This window comes from Blastococcus sp. TF02-8, from assembly GCF_003319175.1.
In the GTDB taxonomy this organism is placed as follows: domain Bacteria; phylum Actinomycetota; class Actinomycetes; order Mycobacteriales; family Geodermatophilaceae; genus Blastococcus.
In genome coordinates this window covers 144,865-162,513 of sequence record NZ_QOHK01000003.1, presented here as the reverse complement: position 1 = coordinate 162,513, position 17,649 = coordinate 144,865, and the positions used below count along the sequence as shown (strand labels likewise).

Here is a 17,649-nt window from a genome sequence, read left to right as displayed (position 1 = left end):
GGGAATCCCACGACGCCACTCTACATCCCCCCGGGGGGTTGGTATACCTTCCTTCTCGGAACCCCCCAGGGGGATAGCTTCGAGAAGGGCGCCACCGTGACCGACCTGCGCACCACCACCGTCGCCGGGCTCACCGTCGTCTCGCTGGAGACGCTGTCCCTGGGTGACCGCAGCTACCTGGTGCACGACGGCTCCGTCGCCTTCGTCGTCGACCCGCAGCGCGACATCGACCGGATCACCGCGGTGCTCGAACGGGACGGCGTCACCCTCACCCACGTCCTCGAGACCCACATCCACAACGACTACGTCACCGGCGGCCTGGCCCTGGCCCGGGCCACGGGAGCCGCCTACCTGGTCAACGGCGCGGACGAGGTCGGCTTCGACCGGACCCCGATCCGGGACGGCGAGACCGTGCGGGTCGGCGGCCGGATGCGGGTCACCGCCCTGGCCACGCCGGGTCACACCTACACCCACCTCGCCTACGCGCTGGGCGTCGGCGACGCCGAGCCGGTCGCCGTCTTCTCCGGTGGATCGCTGCTGTTCGGCGCGACCGGACGGCCCGACCTCCTCGGCCCGGAGCACACCGACGCCCTGGTCCGGCACCAGCACGCCTCCGCGCACCGCCTGGCCGACCTGCTCCCCGACGAGACGGGGGTCTTCCCGACGCACGGCTTCGGGTCCTTCTGCTCCGCCACCCAGTCCGACGCAGCGGAGTCCACGATCGGTCGCGAGCGGCAGACCAACCCGGTGCTGACCCAGGACGAGCAGACCTACGTGCAGGAGCTGCTCGACGGCCTGGGTGCGTGGCCCGCCTACTACGCGCACATGGCGCCGGCGAACGCCGCCGGCCCCACGGCAGCCGACCTGACCCCACCCGAGACCGCCGATGCCGATCAGCTGCGCCGTCGCATCGAGGCCGGCGAGTGGGTCGTGGACCTGCGCACCCGCACGGCGTTCGCGGCCGGTCACGCGCCGGGCACGCTGAACGTCGGCCTCGACGGGCAGTTCGCGACCTACCTGGGCTGGCTCCTGCCCTGGGGCACCCCGGTCACCCTGCTCGGGGAGACCGCCGACGACGTCGCCGCAGCGCAGCGCGAGCTGGTCCGCATCGGCATCGACCGGCCCGCTGCCCACGCGACCGGTGGTCCCGCCGACTGGTCAGGAGGCGAGCTCGCCTCGTTCCCCACCGCGACCTTCGCCGACCTGGCACAGGCGCGCCACCACCGGCCCGTGGTGGTGCTCGACGTCCGCCGGGCGGAGGAGCACGCGGCCGGCCGGATCGAGGGCGCGGTCAACATCCCGCTGCAGGAGCTGCCTTCCCGCGTCGCCGAGGTGCCCGCCGGCGAGGTCTGGGTGCACTGCGCCGGTGGCTACCGCGCGTCGGTGGCCGCCTCGCTGCTGGACGCAGCCGGCCGGCCCCCGATCGCGGTCGACGACGCGTTCGGGAACGCCACGGCGGCGGGGCTGCCCATCGCCGGCCCCGCCGACGCCTGACCCTCCCGTGCTCACCCTCGTACTCGCCGGCGGCGCCGGCGCGCTCATCGGCCTGAGCCTGGGTGCGCTCGGCGGCGGCGGCTCCGTCCTCGCCGTCCCGGTGCTGGTCCACCTGCTGGGCCAGTCCCCCGCGCAAGCGACCACCGGCTCACTGGTCGTCGTCGGCGTGACCTCGCTGCTGGCCGCCGTCACCGCGCACCGGGCCGGTACCGCACTCGTCGGTCGCGGCGTCGTGTTCGGGTTCCTCGCCGTCGCCGGGGCCACCGTCGGATCGCTGGCCGCCGCGCGGGTGCCCGAGGCGGTGCTCATGGCGGCCTTCGCCACACTGCTGCTGCTGGTCAGCGGGCTGATGGTGGTCCGCACCGTCCAGCACCGGGCGCCGGAAGGCCCGCGCGTCGGGCTCGACGACCCGATCATCACGTTCTGGCCCACCTTCACCTGCCGGTGCCCGCGGGCGCTCCAGGTGCTGGTCACCGCCACCGCTGTCGGGCTGCTCACGGGGTTCCTCGGGGTCGGTGGCGGTTTCCTCGTCGTGCCGGCACTGGTCCTGGCCCTCGGTCTGGACCCCCGGTTCGCGGCCGGCACCTCGCTGGTGGTCATCACGGTCGTCAGCGCCGCCGCCCTCGCCGTCCGCACCGGGAGCGGGGTGGCACCTGACTGGCCGCTGGTCGCGGTGCTGACCGTCGTGTCGACCCTGGCCGCCGTGGCAGGGGCGCGGCTGGCCGCCCGCATCGACGCCCGCCGCCTGTCCGCGGCCTTCACCGCGCTGGTGGTGACCGTCGCACTCCTCACCACCGCCCAGGCCGCGCTCGCCCTCCGCTGACCCCGCTCACCCCGACGAACCCGAGGACACCCGCATGACCAGCTCCACCTCCGCCCGACCCGCGACCGATCCACCCTCCACCGACGGGCCTCCCGGGACGTCGTCCCGCCCCGGCCCCCTCGGCCGGCTCGGACTGGTCGTCAGTGCGCACCGGCGCGTGGTGGCCGTCGTGTGGCTGCTGCTCGTGGTGGGCCTCGGGGCGTTCGCCCCCCAGGTCGAGAGCCGGCTCTCCGGCGCCGGCTGGCAGGCCGACGGCTCGGAGTCCGTCCTCGTCCGGGAGGCCGCCGAGGAGCACTTCGGCGGCAACGCCAGCCACGCGGTCCAGGTCGTCGTGCACTCCGCCGACGGCGCCGTGACCGAGGGACGCGGCGGCGAGGTGCTGGCCGAGGCCACCGCGCTGCTGTCGGCCGATCCGCGCATCGCCGGGATCCTGGGCCCCCAGCCCGGCGCGACGCTGAGCGAGGACGGCCGGACGGCGGTGCTGCTGGCCGGCGCCGGCGCGGACCCGAACGAGATGGTGCGCGCCGCCGACGACCTCAAGGGCCCCCTGGAGGCGCTGTCCGGGGACGGCATCGAGGTGAACCCCACCGGCTCCTCGCTGCTGTGGAGCGACTTCAACGAGGCCAACCTCGATGCGATGCTGACCTCGGAGATGATCTCCTGGCCGGTCACGCTGGCGATCCTGGTGCTGGCCTTCGGCGCCCTGGTCGCCGCCGGGCTGCCCCTGCTGCTGACCCTGGCCGGCCTGGTCGCCTCCGCAGGATCGCTGGTGCTCATCACCTTCCTCGTGCCGGTCTCCGTCTGGGCGATGAACTTCGCCATGATGTTCGCCCTGGCCCTCGGCATCGACTACGCGCTGTTCCTCGTCGTCCGCTACCGGGCCGCACGGGCCGCGCGGGGCAGCACCCCGCACAGCGCCGTCGCCGAGACCATGGACACCGCCGGAAAGGCGGTCCTGCTCTCCGGGCTGACCGTGCTGGTCTCGCTGAGCGCGGTGATGGTGGTGCCGGCCCCGGCGTTCCGCTCGATGGCCGGCGGCATCATGCTCGCCGTCGTCTTCGTCCTGGCCGCCACGCTGACCCTGCTGCCCCTGGTGCTGGTGGCGCTCGACCGCCGCATCGACCGCTTCTCCCTCCCCTGGTCGCGCGGCTCGCAGCACCGCTCGCCGGTGTTCACCCGCTGGGGCGAGCGGCTGTGGCGGCGGCCCGTGCTGTTCGGCACCGCGTCGCTCGCCCTCCTGGTCGCGCTGGCCGTGCCGGCGGTCGGTCTGACCACGGCGATGCCCTCCATCAAGGTGCTGCCTGCCGAGGCCTCCGCCCGAGTGGGTTACGGCCTCGTCCAGGACGCGTTCGGTCCCGGCGCTCCCGGCACGCTGCAGATCGTGGCCCGCAGCGCCGATGCCCCGGCGACCGTCGCGGGGCTGGCCGCGGATCCGGGCATCGCCGCGGCGATGCCGGCGGTCCCGGCCGAGGACGGCACCGACCGGGTGCTGATCCAGGCCGTGCCGACCGTCGACCCGTCGGACCCGGGGCTGGCCGGGACCGTGGCGCGGCTGCGCGCCGACCTGCCGCCCTCGGCACTGGTGGGCGGCGCCGCCGTGGAGAACCTCGATCTGGAGGCACAGCTGGACGAGTCCACCCCGCTGGTCATCGGCATCGTGCTGAGCCTGGGATTCCTGCTGCTGGTCATCGCCCTGCAGGCGCCCGTCATCGCACTGCTGGGCACCCTCGCGAGCCTGCTGTCCACCGCTGCGGCCTTCGGCGTCGCCCGGTCGGTCTTCCAGGAGGGGATCGGCGCGGACCTCTTCGGCTTCGAGCCCCAGGGCTTCCTGGACGCCTGGGCCCCGGTGTTCTTCTTCGCGATGATCTTCGCGATCGCCATGGACTACACGGTGTTCCTGCTCGCCTCGGCCAAGGAGCACTGGGAGCGCACCGGGGATGCCCGTACCGCCATGGTCGGTGCCGTCGCCTCCTCGGGGCGCGTCGTCTTCGCCGCCGGGGCGGTCATGGTGGCGGTCTTCTTCACCTTCGCGCTCTCCGGCCCGCTCCCGCCCAAGGAGATGGGCATCATCCTCGGCGTCGCCGTACTGCTGGACGCCTTCCTGGTGCGCCTCGTACTCCTGCCGGTGCTGCTCCGGCTCACCGGGCGTGCGGCCTGGTGGTCGCCGCGCTGGCTGACCCGCGCCCTGCCCGCCGTCCGCTTCGCCCACGACTGACCCGCACCGACACCCACCGAGAGGAACCACCACCATGTGCCGTCCGACCTCCTGCTCCACCTGCGGCAAGACCACCTGGGCCGGCTGCGGCCAGCACGTCGACCGGGTCCGCGCGGGTGTGCCCGCCGATCAGTGGTGCCCCGGGCACGCCGACGCCGCCCCCTCCGGGTTCCTGCGCCGGCTGCTCGGCCGCTGATCCCGAGGCGGAGCGAGGATCTCCACCAGCTCGCTCCGCCCACGCGCCACGGGCGCGGCCGGCTCATCGACGCTGGCACGTCTCGTCATCCCGTGCCGGACTCGACGGGCACCGCAGGCGACGCGAGATGTCAGTGGGCGCCCATACCGTGGCCTGGTGCCGCACCTCGACCTGCTGCGCCCCGAGCACGCCTACTTCCTCGGCTTCGCCCAGACCGACGGCAACCACTACGCCGGCCGGGGTCGGAAGGGCCACGTGGCGATCGAGCTGTCAGAACGTGACGCGGCTGTGCTCCACGAATTCACCACCCTGTTCGACCTCTACTCACGGGTGTCGTTCCGCCAACGCACGACGAACTTCGGACCGCACCGCTCCGCCGTCTGGACGGTGTGTGACCTCACATTCCGCGACGAGCTCATCCAGCTCGGACTACCCACCGGGCACAAGTCGGCGACGGTTGCACCCCCGCAGGTTCCGTTCAGCGTTCCCGACTACCTGCGCGGCCTGCTCGACGGAGACGGAAGCGTCGGCTTCACCCGTACGGGACGACCCTTCGTCAGCTTCGTGACCGCCAGCCAGCCACTGGCGGAGTTCTTCTGCGCCCAAGCCCTCGCGGTCGCCGGGGCGTACCGAACGCCTCGTCGCAATTCCCGGGACGGCGTCTACAACCCGATGGTGGCCGGAGACCCTGCGGCACCCGTGGCCCAGTGGCTCTACCCGGACGGATGCCTGGCGCTCGAACGGAAGCGCGACGCCGCCGCTCGGGTGGCGGCCTGGACGCGGCCGGAGGGCATGCGGGCGCGCCCGGTCGCGGGTGCCCGCCGGTGGACGACACAGGATGACGCCGACGTGTTCACCGGGTCCGTCCGGGAGACCGCACAGCAGCTGGGTCGGAGTGAGCAGGCCGTGCGACTCCGACGCTGGCGACTACGTCAGGGCGTCCGCGCCACGTGATCGACGTGCCGCCCGCGTCAGCGGGTGATGCCCTGCTCGCGGGCGCAGGCCGCCACGGCCTCGGCCACGGCGGTGGCCACCCGGCGGTCCAGCGGGCTGGGCACGATGTAGTCCGGCCGCAGGTCGTCGCCGACGACGTCGGCGATCGCGGTGGCGGCCGCGAGCTTCATCTCCTCGGTGATCGTCGTGGCGCCGGCGTCGATGGCACCGCGGAAGACGCCGGGGAACGCCAGCACGTTGTTGATCTGGTTCGGCAGGTCGCTGCGCCCGGTGGCGACGACGGCGGCGTACTTCGCGGCCATGTCGGGGTCGACCTCCGGCGTCGGGTTGGCCAGCGAGAAGACGATCGCGTTCGGCGCCATCGAGGCGATCGCAGCCTCCGGCACCGAGCCGCCGGAGACGCCCAGGTACACGTCGGCGCCCTCGAGCGCCGACACCATGGTCCCGGCGAACCCGGCGGAGTTGGTGTTCTCGACGAGCCACTGCTTGGTCCCGGTCACCTCGCGGCCGGGGTGCAGGATGCCCTGCGAGTCCGCGACCGAGATGTCGCCGACCCCGGCCTCCAGCAGGATCTTCGTGCAGGCAACCCCGGCGGCACCGGCGCCGGAGACGACGACCCGCAGGTCGCCCAGCTCCCGGCCCACGACCTTGGCGGCGTTGCGCAGTGCGGCCAGGACGACGATGGCGGTGCCGTGCTGGTCGTCGTGCATGACCGGGATGTCCAGCCGCTCGCGCAGCCGGTCCTCGATCTCGAAGCAGCGCGGTGCGCTGATGTCCTCGAGGTTGATGCCCCCGAACGACGGCGCGATGGCCATGACCGTGTCCACGATCTCGTCCACGTCGGTGGTGCTCAGCACGATCGGCACCGAGGAGAGCCCGGCGAACTCGCTGAACAGGCAGGCCTTGCCCTCCATGACCGGCAGGGCGGCGGCCGGCCCGATGTCGCCGAGCCCGAGCACGGCGGTGCCGTCGGAGACGACGGCGACGACCCGGGGTGCCCAGGTGAAGCGCCGGGCGAGCTCCGGCTCGGCGGCGATGGCGCTGGAGACGCGGGCGACGCCGGGCGTGTAGGTGAGCGAGAGGTCCTCGATGGAGCCGATGGAGCGGGTCGACGCCACCGAGAGCTTGCCGCCCTCGTGCACCGCGAACGCCGGGTCGTCGGCGAAGCGGTCGGGGGTCTGCTCGGGCGCCGGATTTCCGCTCATGGGGACAGCAGAGTAGACGGGGCGATCCCGGCGGCTGTCGCTACGGTGCCGTCGTGGAGATCAGCGAGCTCGCCGTGCCCGACAGCTACGTCGTCGACCTCGTGCCACACGGGGACACGCGGGGGCGTTTCACCGAGTGGTACCGAGCCGACGCCATGTCCCAGAGAGTGGGACACGCCCTCCCTCTCGCCCAGGCCAACCACAGCGTCTCGTCGCGGGGGGTCCTGCGCGGGGTCCACTTCGCGCTCGTACCCCCGGGCCAGGCCAAGTACGTGTACTGCCCCGCGGGTCGGGTGCTCGACGTCGTCGTCGACGTGCGGGTCGGCTCGCCGACCTTCGGCGTGCACGACGCCGTGGTGCTCGACAGCGAGCAGCCACGCGCCGTCTACCTGGCCGAGGGGCTGGGCCACGCCTTCCTCGCACTGGAGGACCGGAGCTCGGTCACCTACCTGGTCTCCTCGGGCTACGACCCGGCCCGCGAGTTCGGGATCTCGCCGATGGACCCCGAGCTCGCCCTGCCCTGGCCCTCGGACGTCGAGCTCGAGCTGTCCGCGAAGGACCGGGCCGCACCGACGCTCGCCGAGGCCCGCGAGCAGGGGCTCTTGCCCACCATGGCCGACTGCTCGGCGCGGTACGCGCAGCTACGGCAGGTCTGACCCGAGGTCCGGACGGGCCGGCACGCGGCCCGGCCGCGGCCAGAGACGAGCCACCACCCGGCCGACCACCACGGCCGGGCCGAAGGAGCGGCTGTCGTCGGTGACGAAGACGTTGTCGCCCTCGACCCAGTGCCCGCCCTCGACCGTCCGGCGCACCCGCTTGACCACGAGCAACTCGGGCCGCGCAGGGAAACGGGCGACGACGACGTCGCCGGGGCGCACGCACCCGCCCGCGGGGAGCCGTCGGGCGAGCAGCCGGTCGCCGTCCCGCACGGTGGGGGACATCGACGGACCGCTGACCCGCACCAGCACCCACGGCGTCGGCAGGCCGGCCGTGGCCTCTCTCGCACTGTCGTCGTGGATCACCGCGAGTAGGGTCGCAGACGACAGATCCCCACGAACCCCGGAGGCATCTCCATGCGTCTCACCCGCATGTTCTCCGCCGTGGAGGCCACCGCGCACTGCGACCTCCCCTGCGGCGTGTACGACCCGGCGCAGGCCCGCATCGAGGCCGAGTCGGTCAAGGCCATCCAGGAGAAGTACCAGGCCAGCGACGACGAGGTCTTCAAGATGCGCGCCGTCCTGATCAAGGAGCAGCGCTCCGACCTGGTCAAGCACCACCTGTGGGTGCTGTGGACCGACTACTTCAAGCCGCCGCACTTCGAGAAGTACCCGCAGCTGCACGAGCTGTTCAACAAGGCCACGAAGCAGGCCGGTGCGGCCGGCGGCAAGGGCAGCATGGACCCGGCCGAGGGCCAGAAGCTGCTCGACTACATCGCCGAGATCGACAAGATCTTCTGGGAGACCAAGGCTGCTGCCTGATCTCCGACGCCGCGAACGGCGCCGGCCGGTGGACATCCACCGGCCGGCGCCGTTCGCGTTCCGGTCGCGCCACGGCGGGTGATCACCACCGACCTCCCGGTACGGTTCGTGGACGATGCGCATCGACCCCGCCGGGTGGCCCTTCATCACCGGACCGCTGGCCCCTGCCGCCCTGCTCGCCGCCGGAGGCCGGGTCACCGGCCGCCGCTGGGCGCGCGTGGCGGCCTGGCCGTTCCTGGGCCTCTCCGCCTACATGGCCCTGTTCTTCCGCGATCCCGACCGGCGGTGCGACTCCACCCCGGTCGACCCCGACGTCGTCCTCTCCCCCGCCGACGGCGTCGTCATGGTCTCCGGTGAGCCGCAGGAGGGTGTGGCCCCCGAGGGTGACTGGCAGCAGGTGAGCGTGTTCCTCTCGGTGGTCGACGTGCACGTCAACCGGTCGCCGTACCGCGGTGAGGTCGTCGAGAGCTCCTACCGCAAGGGCAGCTTCCTGGCCGCCTACCGCAAGGAGTCCGCGCACCGGAACGAGCGCAGCGAGCTGTGGTTGCGCGATTCCAGCGGCGGCGGCGACCGCACCGTCGTCTTCCGGCAGATCGTGGGCGTGCTGGCCCGCCGGATCGTGACCCGCACCGGTGTGGGCCAGACGCTGGCCACCGGAGAGCGGATGGGCCTGATGAAGTTCGGCTCCCGGATGGACGTCTTCGTCCCGCCGGAGTGCGAGATCACCGTGACGAAGGGACAGCGCGTGCGCGGCGGCGAGACCGTCATCGCCCGCTGGCCCTCGATCCGCTGAGGCCCGCGGTGCCCACGCGGCGCACGGCGACCGTCGAGTTCGTCCGGGGATCGGTCCGGGGCAGCCGGCGGCGAGCGCTGGCCACGCTCCCCAGCCTCTTCACGCTCGGCAACATGTTCTGCGGGTTCTTCGCCATCCTGGTGTCGATCCGCGGGCAGTACACGCTGGCCGCGGTCCTCGTCGGGCTCTCGGTGCTCTTCGACATCACCGACGGTGCGGTCGCCCGGCTCGTCGGCGCGGTGACGCCGTTCGGCCTGCAGTTCGACTCCCTGGCCGACCTGGTGTCCTTCGGCCTGGCGCCGGCCCTGCTCGCGTTCACCCTCTTCTCCGAGGGGCAGGACGGCTGGGACCCGCTGGGCTGGGTCGTCTGCTTCCTGTGGGTGGCCTGCGCGGCGATCCGGCTGGCGCGGTTCAACACCACCATCGACCCGACGGCGGACAAGCGGTACTTCATCGGCATGCCCAGCCCGGGCGCCGCCGGGGTGGTGCTCGCCTCGGTGTTCGCCTTCGGCGACGACATGCAGGGGCGCGACCGGCTCTGGGTGCTGCTGATCGTCGCGGTGCCGGCCCTGCTCATGGTCACGAACATCCGCTTCCGGTCCTTCCGGTCGCTGGTCAGCCCCAAGAGCGGTCGGCCCTACGGCCTGATCGCGATGGCGGTTCTGCTGGTCGTCGGGTTCGCGACCGTTCCCGTCGTCACCGGCTGCGTCCTGGCCTACGGCTACCTGCTCGCGCCGATCCTCGTGCCCGTCGTCGCCCCCCTGGCGAAGCTGGTGCCGGCACGGGTGCGCGAGGCGCTGTCGTGAGCGTGCGCCCGATCCGGCCCGACGACGTCCCGGCGGTCGTCGGTCTGGTGCGCGAGCTGGCCGAGTACGAGAAGGCCCTGGACGAGGTCCGGCTGACCGAGGACCAGCTCACCGCGCACCTGTTCGCCGACTCCCCCGCCCTGTTCGGGCACGTCGCCGTGGCTGACGACGGGGTGCACCCCGGACAGGTCGTGGGCGTCGCCCTGTGGTTCCTCAACTTCTCCACCTGGCGCGGCACCCACGGCATCCACCTCGAGGACCTCTACGTCCAGCCGCAGCACCGCGGCCGCGGCCACGGCAAGGAGCTGCTCCGCACGCTCGCCGAGGTCTGCGTGGCGCGCGGCTACTCCCGGCTGGAGTGGTCGGTGCTGGACTGGAACACCCCGTCGATCGAGTTCTACCGCGCTGCGGGTGCCGTGCCGATGGACGAGTGGACGGTCTTCCGGCTCACCGACGACGCACTGACCACGTTCGCCGGCCCGCGCACCTAGCCGGTTCCGGGCCAACTCACGGACCCGGATCAAGATCGGGCGACAGGTGCCGATGTTCCCAGCGTGACGACGCCGACCGGCACGATCGCCGCCGTGGTGCGGCAGGACGTCACCCGGCTCCGGTCCGCGGCCCTCGACGCCGCCGTCACCTCGCTCGAGCGCCGGGGCGGCTTCTTCCCCCTCGGACTCTCCGTCGACTCCGCCGGCCGGCTGGAGTACCACCTGACCGGCTCCGCGGCGGCCCGGCTCAGCCCCATGGCGGCCATCGAGGTCGTGGAGCGCAGCCTGCTGGCCACCCGCGACGAGCTGCGGGCGGTCGCCCTCGTCATGGACATCACCTGGCTCGGGTCGGACGCGGTGCGCGTCGACCTCGAGCACCGCGACTGCGAGGGGCAGCTGCGCATCCGCACGCCGTACTCCCTCGGGAGGCGGCTGTTCGGCCGGACGGTGACGCTGGGAGAGTCCGACGAGTCCCACGCCGAACCACGCATCTGGCCCTGACCTCCGGAGGATCCCCGTGACCACCGAACGCCGACCGATCGAGTGCTGGCTCACCGACATGGACGGTGTGCTGGTCCACGAGGGGCACGCACTGCCCGGGGCCAAGGAGTTCCTCGACCGGCTCGTCGAGCGGCGCCGCCGGTTCCTGGTGCTGACCAACAACTCGATCTTCACGCCGCGCGACCTCGCGGCGCGGCTGGCGCGCGGCGGCCTGCAGGTTCCCGAGGAGGCGATCTGGACCTCCGCCATGGCGACGGCGGACTTCCTCACCACCCAGCTCCCCGGCGGCTCCGCCTACGTCATCGGCGAGGCCGGCCTCACCACGGCGCTGCACGAGGTCGGCTACGTGATGACCGACTCCGATCCGGACTACGTCGTCCTCGGGGAGACGCGCACCTACTCCTTCGAGGCGATCACGCGGGCCATCCGGCTGATCGGGAACGGCGCCCGGTTCATCGCGACCAACCCCGACGTCACCGGCCCCTCCACCGAGGGTCCGCTGCCCGCCACCGGCTCGGTCGCGGCCATGATCACCGCCGCGACCGGGGCGAAGCCCTACTTCGTCGGCAAGCCGAACCCGATGATGTTCCGCAGCGCGATGAACCGGATCGAGGCGCACTCCGAGTCCACGATCATGGTCGGCGACCGCATGGACACCGACGTCGTGGCCGGCATCGAGGCCGGCCTGGAGACCGTGCTCGTGCTGTCGGGCTCCACGACGGCGAGCGAGGTCAGCCGGTTCCCGTTCCGGCCGAGCCGGGTGTGCGACTCGATCGCCGACGTGATCGACCTCGTCTGACCCGGGAACCCGGTCAGCGGTCCTCGAAGGCCAGCCTCGACTCCGGGGCGGCGAGCAGGTAGAGCACCGATCCCACCAGCGCCAGGATCGGCAGTCCGATCAGCGGCAGCTGGGCGGAGAACGCGAGCGTGACGCCGGCGAGGCCGAGGAACAGCTGCATCGCGATGACCGGGCCACGTGCCCAGCCGGACACCCGGGACAGGCCGACGGCGGCGGCCCCGAGCACGGTCGCGGCCAGGACGGCGAGGACCACCTCGGCGACCGCGCGGGACGTGCTCTCCGGGTCGCCGGTGAGGGTCAGGTAGAGCAGGACGAACGCCCCGACGGCGAAGGCGGCGGCCTCCACTCCCACGGCGAGCGCCGCACGGCGCACCGAGGGCGGAGCGGGCGCGTGCCCGTGCTCGGGCCGGGGTGCGGGCTCGGCGGCGGCCGCGCCGAACAACCGGTCGGCCAGGCCGCGGCGCGGCTGCGACGGTGCGTTCCGGTCGTCGGTCACGCGGCCGAGGTTACGCGGGGACGGTGCTGCCCCACCCGAGCCGGCTTCCCGGCCTCCCCCGCCCGGCCGTCCGCGCTGGTTAGCCTGGCCGTATGCGCGCGCTCGTGGTCGTCAACCCGGCGGCGACCACCACCTCCGCGAAGATGCGGGACGTGCTGGTCGGCGCCCTCGCCAGCGAGCTCAAGCTCGACGTCGCCGAGACCGCCCACCGCGGGCACGCCCGCGAGCTCGGCGCCCGCGCCGCGGCCGAGGGGGTCGACGTCGTCGTCTCGGTGGGGGGCGACGGCACGGTGAACGAGGTGGTCAACGGTCTGCTCGAGAGCGGGCCCCGGCCCGGGCTCCCCACCCTGGCCGTCGTGCCCGGCGGTTCGACGAACGTGTTCTCCCGCGCGCTGGGGCGCTCGCGCGACCCGGTCGAGGCGACCGCGGAGATCCTCGCCTCGCTCCGCGCCGGACGCACCCGGATGGTCTCGCTCGGCACGATCAGCGCCACGGGGACGAGCTCTGCGGCCGTGACCGGCGTGCGGCCCGCCGCGGCGGAGGCGGTCGCCGAGGCCGAGGCGGAGCAGTCCGCGGGCGGGTGGACCAGCCCCCGATGGTTCGTCTTCGCCGCCGGTTTCGGGTTCGACGCCGAGGTGATCGCCCGGGTGGAGGCCCGGCGTGCCGAAGGCCGGCGCTCCACCGGTGCGCTCTACGTGCGGGAAGCGACCAGCGCGTTCCTGTTCGGGCGGGAGCGCCGTCGCCCGGCCATGACGCTGCAGGTGCCCGGTGAGGCGGCGGTCGACGGGCTCTTCCTGTGCCTGGTGTCCAACGTGAGCCCGTGGACCTACCTGGGCGCCCGTCCGGTCAACCCGACCCCCGAGGCGTCCTTCGACACCGGCCTCGACGTCTTCGCGCTCGGCCGGACGAGCACCACCCGGATGCTGCGTGCCCTCCGGCAGACCCTCGCCCGCGAACCCGACCTGCGCGGGCGCGGGCTGCACCGCTGGCACGACCTGCCGGAGCTGTCGCTCTCCGCCGTCCGCCCCCAGGGTTGGCAGGTCGACGGCGAGCACCTCGGCACCGCCACCGGTGTGCGGATCACCGACGTCCCGGACGCGCTGCGCGTGGTCGCCTGAGCGAGGTCCTGGAGCCTTTCGCGCCGGCGATCCCCCCGCCGAGTGGCGGGCCTATCACGCCCGTGGTGAGGTTGCTCACGCGGGGGTCCGGCGAGGGGTTGATTCCCTTGACTTGCGACTTTCCCGTGAAAGCATCGCTGCAGGAACGCAACCTGCCGGTAACAAGGCAGGGCAGTCGCTGCCGCCATGGCGCTGGGCAACCGGTGTCGGCCCGGCGAGGCGGACCGCGCAGGCGACTGACGCACCGAACCGTAGACGACATCGAGGAGTACGAAGCCATGGACTGGCGCCACCGCGCGCTCTGCCGGGACGAGGATCCGGAGCTGTTCTTCCCCATCGGGACGACCGGCCCGGCGACGGTCCAGATCGAGCAGGCGAAGGCCGTGTGCCAGCGCTGCCCGGTGGTGCAGTCGTGTCTCGACTGGGCTCTCCGCTCGGGCCAGGACTCCGGCGTCTGGGGCGGGCTCTCCGAGGACGAGCGGCGCGCGCTGAAGCGTCGCCAGGCTCGCACCCGGGTCCGCACCGCCTGAGGGCCGGGCACGACGAGGCCGCCCACCAGCGGCCATCCGCACCATCGCGATCGCACCGACCGCCACGAGGCCGGTCCGGGATCTCCCGGACCGGCCTCGGCGTTCTCCGGCGGCTAGCGACGGGGCCGGGCGGCCCCCGGGAGCTCGAGGACGACCTCGGTCCCCCGCGCTCCCTGCGGTGCACCCATCCGCAGCGTGCCGCCGAGTTCGCTGGCGACGAGGGTGCGGACGATCTGCAGGCCCAGGCCGTCGCTGCTCGCCGGGTCGAACCCCGGCGGGAGCCCCCGCCCGTCGTCGCGGACGCGGACGGTCAGGTCATCCCCGGTGCGCTCGGCGACCAGCTCGATGGCGCCGGGGGCCCCGTCCGGGAAGGCGTGCTCCGCGGCGTTGTGCAGCAGCTCGGTCACCGCCAGGACGAGGGGGGTCGCCGCGACCGCGGGGAGCTCGCCGAACGAGCCGGTCCGCCGGGTACGGGCCGCCGGGCCCACCGATGCGAGGTCACCGAGCATGGGCAGCACCTGGTCGAGGACGTCGTCGACGTCGACGACGTCCTCGCGGCTGCCGGCCAGCGTCTCGTGCACGACCGCGATCGAGGCCACGCGGCGCACCGACTCCTCCAGCGCCGCACGTGCGGCCGGCTCGGTCATCCGGCGGGCCTGCAGCCGCAGCAGCGCCGCGACCGTCTGCAGGTTGTTCTTCACCCGGTGGTGGATCTCGCGGATCGTGGCGTCCTTGGTCAGCAGTGCGCGGTCGCGGCGCCGGACGTCGGTGACGTCCCGCACGAGCACCAGCGCACCCGGCTCGCCGTCCGGTGCCAGCAGCGGCAGCGCCCGGAGCAGGAGGGTCGCGCTGGCCGACTCGACGTCCATCGGGTCGGGGTACCGGCCGGCCACCGCCGCGGAGACGGCGGCCGCCGCGGCCTCCCCCGAAACCCGGTCGGTCACCGACCGGCAGGTCACGTCGGCCAGCTCCGCACCGCCGAGGTCGCCCGTGACGCCGATCCGCCGGTAGGCAGAGACCGCGTTGGGGCTGGCGTAGGTGACCCGCCCCGCGGCGTCGAGCCGCACGAGGCCGTCGCCGACCCGGGGCCCCATCTCGGCGTCCTGGAGCTTCGCCGGCGGGAAGGTCCCGGCGGACACCATCAGGCAGAGGTCCGCGGCGATGTCGAGGTAGGTGAGCTCGAGCGTCGACGGCGAGCGCGTCACCGCCAGGTTGGTGTCCTTCGCCAGCACCGCGATGACCACGCCCTCGTGGCGGACCGGGATGACCTCACGGCGTCGGGGCATCGGCCCCGACCAGTCCGGCTCCCCCTCGGTCACCGGCCGGCCGTCCCGGTAGGCCACCGCGAACGGCTGCGCCTCGGCCCCGGTCAGCTCATCGCCCACCATGTCCTCGGGGCGGCTGGTCGACGTGGTCAGCGGCCGCACCTGCGCCACGCACCACCACGCGGCCGAGTCGAGCGGGACCCAGAGGGTGAGGTCGGCGAACGCCAGGTCGGCGAGGAGCTGCCAGTCGGCGACCAGCCGCCGAGCGTGGTCCACCTGTGCCGGGCTGGAGGCCGTGCCGCGCGTGAGGCGCTCGGAGAGGCTGCTCATGGTGCCCCGAGCGTAGGCGGGGCGCCTCCGTAGGCTCTGACGGCATGAGCGTCGTCCCCGGCATCCTCGTCGAGCAGGCCACCCCGGCGGACTTCGACCGCATCGCCGAGCTGACCGTCGGCGTCTACGTCGACGGCGAGCTCGCCTCCCCCGGCTACGCCACCGAGCTGGCCGACGTCGCCGGGCGCGCCGCCCTTGCCGAGCTGCTGGTGGTCCGTGACGAGGACGGGCGGGTGGTCGGCAGCGTCGCACTGGTGCTCGACGGCGACTTCGGCGAGGTGACCGTGGGCGAGGAGGAGGCCGGCTTCCGGATGCTGGTGGTCGACCCCGCCGCCCAGGGGCGCAGCATCGGCGCCGCTCTGGTGCACGAGTGCCTGTCCCGGGCACGGGCGGCCGGGAAGCGGCGGATGGTCATCTCCACCGCCACTCCGATGACCACCGCGCACCGGCTCTACGAGCGTCTGGGCTTCACCCGGCTCCCGGAGCGGGACTGGACGCCGGTGCCCGGGGTCGACCTGATGGTCTACACGCGCGACCTCTGACGGTCAGCCCGCGGCGACGGTGGCGATGAGGTCACCCTCCTGCAGGACCTCGCCCTCGACGACGTGCATCTCCTGCACCGTGCCGGCGTGCTCGGTGAGCACCGGGATCTCCATCTTCATGGACTCCAGGATCACCAGCGTGTCGCCGGCGGACACCTGGGCGCCGGGGGTCACGAGCACCTTCCAGACGCTGGAGACCATCTCCGCGTGGATCTCCTCGACCGCCACCGCGACCTCCCGCTCAGCCCGTCTGCGAGGCCTCAGTCAAGCACGCGCGAGCGCCGTCAGGTCCGGGGCAGGGTCCGGTCGGCGGCGAGTCGTCCGAGCACCGCGCGCACGTCGGCGCCGTCGTGCGGGACACCGACGTCCGGCAGTCCGGCCAGGACCTCGCCGGCCGCGCGCGCGGCGGTCGCCGTGTCGGTGGCCCCGGCGCTGACGGTGGCCAGCAGGGCGTCGTACCAGCCGTCCAGCCGGTCGCCCGGGTCGTAGCCCGTCACGGCCACGAGGTCGACGCCGTCCTCGGCCTCCGGGGGCCGGCCGGAGCCCGGCAGCCGGTCGGTGATCCGCCCCTCGGTGCCGGGCGGGAGCGTAGAGCGCAGCTGGACGGCGACGGCCGACCGCGGCGGCGCGGTCTGCTCGACGGCGGCGGTCGCCCGCGGGCCGGCGGCACTGCGCAGGGCGAGCTCGACGGCATCCACTGCATGGGCCCGCTCCAGCACCGCCATGTCGAGGGAGAACCCGGCAGCCACCTCGCCGAGCTCGCCGTCCGGGGAGATGCCCACCGTCACGAGTCCGCGCCAGCCGAGCTCGGGCAACCGCCGAGCGGCGGGAGGCAGCTGCTCAGGGACGTCCGGCGTCCACGACACCCGCGCGATGCCGGCGGCACGGTCGCGGGCGACGGGCGTGGTCAGCCGCAGCCCCTCCTCGGTCACCCAGGCCAGGAACCCCCGCTCGCTGGCCGGCTCCACGCCGTCGCCCCCGAGCCGCTCGAGCACCTCCGGATCCGGCCCGACCCAGCGCAGACCGGCTCCGATCACGGCGGCGGCCAGCCGCGCGTTCCCGGCCAGGGCCGGCGGTACCGGCAGGACGGCCTCGACGCCGCTGCGCCGCGCGGCCTCCACGATCCGGTCCACCGCCAGATAGCTCTCCGCGGCCGGCGCCGGGCCGAGCAGGACGGCGTCGTCGGCCAACCGCACGTGCCGGGCCGAGCGCTCCGACTCGCTGTGCACCGCCACGGCCTTCACGCCGAGGCGCTCGCACGCGCGCACCACGGCACACCCCGCCGGCCCCCGCCCCGCGACGAGAACGCTCTCGATCTCCAGCTGTGGCACGCCCGTGTTCCTCCTGCGATCCCCTGCCCGGCGCAGTCGCCGGGTCCCCCGTGAGAGGCTTGTCGCGTCAGCTTGGCGGGTTCGGCGACGCCGCGCACGATACGTGTGCCGCGTTCCGGCCCCGCACCGAACCAGGGCCACCCGGCCCACCCGCGAGCGAGAGGAGGGCAGCGATGTCCAAGCGTGGACGCAAGCGTCGCAGCCGCAAGGGGAGCAAGGCCAACCACGGCAAGCGCCCCAACGCCTGACGAACGGACGAAGGCCCCGATCCGCTGTCACGGA

Annotated in this window: 22 protein-coding genes; 16 read left to right on the top strand and 6 right to left on the bottom strand. The window is 73.6% G+C overall.

The window, feature by feature from the left end:
* The first annotated feature begins 96 nt into the window (after positions 1-96).
* The 5 genes from DQ237_RS07865 (at position 97) to DQ237_RS07850 (ending at position 5,682) form a co-directional block, all read left to right on the top strand.
* A complete protein-coding gene (locus DQ237_RS07865) occupies positions 97-1,494 on the top strand; it encodes a rhodanese-like domain-containing protein (RefSeq protein ID WP_240619485.1) in 1,398 nt (465 codons plus the stop codon).
* 7 nt (positions 1,495-1,501) lie between these two features.
* Entirely contained in the window at positions 1,502-2,317 is an 816-nt protein-coding gene (locus tag DQ237_RS07860; protein ID WP_113798860.1) for a sulfite exporter TauE/SafE family protein, read from the top strand.
* Positions 2,318-2,351: 34 nt separating this feature from the next.
* On the top strand, positions 2,352-4,532 hold the full coding sequence (locus tag DQ237_RS07855) for an MMPL family transporter (RefSeq protein WP_113798858.1): 2,181 nt from the start codon (positions 2,352-2,354) through the stop codon (positions 4,530-4,532).
* A 34-nt stretch (positions 4,533-4,566) separates the two neighbouring features.
* Positions 4,567-4,728, top strand: coding sequence for a hypothetical protein (locus DQ237_RS19690; RefSeq protein ID WP_166509544.1), 162 nt, complete (start codon positions 4,567-4,569; stop codon positions 4,726-4,728).
* A gap of 156 nt (positions 4,729-4,884) precedes the next feature.
* Positions 4,885-5,682, top strand: coding sequence for an LAGLIDADG family homing endonuclease (locus tag DQ237_RS07850; RefSeq protein WP_113798857.1), 798 nt, complete (start codon positions 4,885-4,887; stop codon positions 5,680-5,682).
* A gap of 17 nt (positions 5,683-5,699) precedes the next feature.
* Here DQ237_RS07850 and DQ237_RS07845 read toward each other — a convergent pair whose 3' ends face one another.
* The gene (locus DQ237_RS07845; protein ID WP_113798855.1) at positions 5,700-6,887 is read right to left on the bottom strand and encodes an NADP-dependent malic enzyme; all 1,188 of its coding nucleotides are present in this window, start codon (positions 6,885-6,887) and stop codon (positions 5,700-5,702) included.
* Positions 6,888-6,940: 53 nt separating this feature from the next.
* On the opposite strand from DQ237_RS07845, the gene DQ237_RS07840 reads away from it, so the two are divergent.
* Entirely contained in the window at positions 6,941-7,543 is a 603-nt protein-coding gene (locus DQ237_RS07840) for a dTDP-4-dehydrorhamnose 3,5-epimerase family protein (protein WP_113798854.1), read from the top strand.
* On the opposite strand, the gene DQ237_RS07835 is transcribed toward DQ237_RS07840, so the two are convergent.
* The gene (locus tag DQ237_RS07835; RefSeq protein ID WP_240619484.1) at positions 7,529-7,909 is read right to left on the bottom strand and encodes a S26 family signal peptidase; all 381 of its coding nucleotides are present in this window, start codon (positions 7,907-7,909) and stop codon (positions 7,529-7,531) included. The two genes, DQ237_RS07840 and DQ237_RS07835, sit on opposite strands and share 15 nt — an antisense overlap.
* Positions 7,910-7,960: 51 nt before the next feature.
* On the opposite strand from DQ237_RS07835, the gene sodN reads away from it, so the two are divergent.
* The 6 genes from sodN (at position 7,961) to DQ237_RS07805 (ending at position 11,755) form a co-directional block, all read left to right on the top strand.
* Complete coding sequence (sodN, locus tag DQ237_RS07830) at positions 7,961-8,365, top strand: superoxide dismutase, Ni (protein ID WP_113798850.1); 405 nt, start codon at positions 7,961-7,963, stop codon at positions 8,363-8,365.
* Between the two features lie 115 nt (positions 8,366-8,480).
* Positions 8,481-9,158, top strand: a complete 678-nt coding sequence (locus DQ237_RS07825; protein ID WP_113798848.1) for a phosphatidylserine decarboxylase — start codon at positions 8,481-8,483, stop codon at positions 9,156-9,158.
* Positions 9,159-9,166: 8 nt separating this feature from the next.
* Entirely contained in the window at positions 9,167-9,964 is a 798-nt protein-coding gene (pssA, locus tag DQ237_RS07820; RefSeq protein WP_113798846.1) for a CDP-diacylglycerol--serine O-phosphatidyltransferase, read from the top strand.
* Complete coding sequence (locus DQ237_RS07815; protein WP_113798844.1) at positions 9,961-10,455, top strand: GNAT family N-acetyltransferase; 495 nt, start codon at positions 9,961-9,963, stop codon at positions 10,453-10,455. The genes pssA and DQ237_RS07815 overlap by 4 nt, the downstream gene beginning before the upstream one ends.
* A 63-nt stretch (positions 10,456-10,518) precedes the next feature.
* The gene (locus DQ237_RS07810) at positions 10,519-10,956 is read left to right on the top strand and encodes a hypothetical protein (RefSeq protein ID WP_113798841.1); all 438 of its coding nucleotides are present in this window, start codon (positions 10,519-10,521) and stop codon (positions 10,954-10,956) included.
* A 58-nt stretch (positions 10,957-11,014) separates the two neighbouring features.
* Positions 11,015-11,755: an HAD-IIA family hydrolase gene (locus DQ237_RS07805; RefSeq protein ID WP_113799397.1), complete on the top strand. Its 741-nt coding sequence runs from the start codon at positions 11,015-11,017 to the stop codon at positions 11,753-11,755.
* 13 nt (positions 11,756-11,768) lie between these two features.
* Here the strand turns inward: DQ237_RS07805 and DQ237_RS07800 are convergent, their stop codons facing one another.
* Complete coding sequence (locus DQ237_RS07800) at positions 11,769-12,251, bottom strand: hypothetical protein (protein ID WP_113798839.1); 483 nt, start codon at positions 12,249-12,251, stop codon at positions 11,769-11,771.
* Between the two features lie 92 nt (positions 12,252-12,343).
* Between DQ237_RS07800 and DQ237_RS07795 the strand changes: the two genes are divergently transcribed.
* Together DQ237_RS07795 and DQ237_RS07790 are read left to right on the top strand one after the other, a co-directional pair.
* Positions 12,344-13,369 (top strand): diacylglycerol kinase family protein, encoded by a 1,026-nt coding sequence (locus DQ237_RS07795; RefSeq protein WP_113798837.1) that lies wholly within the window; start codon positions 12,344-12,346, stop codon positions 13,367-13,369.
* A gap of 278 nt (positions 13,370-13,647) precedes the next feature.
* A complete protein-coding gene (locus DQ237_RS07790; RefSeq protein ID WP_113798835.1) occupies positions 13,648-13,899 on the top strand; it encodes a WhiB family transcriptional regulator in 252 nt (83 codons plus the stop codon).
* 113 nt (positions 13,900-14,012) lie between these two features.
* On the opposite strand, the gene DQ237_RS07785 is transcribed toward DQ237_RS07790, so the two are convergent.
* Complete coding sequence (locus DQ237_RS07785; protein WP_113798833.1) at positions 14,013-15,494, bottom strand: sensor histidine kinase; 1,482 nt, start codon at positions 15,492-15,494, stop codon at positions 14,013-14,015.
* Between the two features lie 44 nt (positions 15,495-15,538).
* On the opposite strand from DQ237_RS07785, the gene DQ237_RS07780 reads away from it, so the two are divergent.
* On the top strand, positions 15,539-16,036 hold the full coding sequence (locus DQ237_RS07780; protein WP_113798831.1) for a GNAT family N-acetyltransferase: 498 nt from the start codon (positions 15,539-15,541) through the stop codon (positions 16,034-16,036).
* Between the two features lie 3 nt (positions 16,037-16,039).
* Here DQ237_RS07780 and DQ237_RS07775 read toward each other — a convergent pair whose 3' ends face one another.
* Entirely contained in the window at positions 16,040-16,264 is a 225-nt protein-coding gene (locus tag DQ237_RS07775) for a biotin/lipoyl-binding carrier protein (protein ID WP_113798829.1), read from the bottom strand.
* Between the two features lie 56 nt (positions 16,265-16,320).
* Positions 16,321-17,367 (bottom strand): biotin carboxylase N-terminal domain-containing protein, encoded by a 1,047-nt coding sequence (locus DQ237_RS07770; protein ID WP_113798827.1) that lies wholly within the window; start codon positions 17,365-17,367, stop codon positions 16,321-16,323.
* Positions 17,368-17,540: 173 nt separating this feature from the next.
* Here DQ237_RS07770 and DQ237_RS20605 point away from each other — a divergent pair, with 173 nt between their 5' ends.
* Positions 17,541-17,615 (top strand): 50S ribosomal protein bL37, encoded by a 75-nt coding sequence (locus DQ237_RS20605; RefSeq protein ID WP_099459150.1) that lies wholly within the window; start codon positions 17,541-17,543, stop codon positions 17,613-17,615.
* Positions 17,616-17,649: the final 34 nt, after the last annotated feature.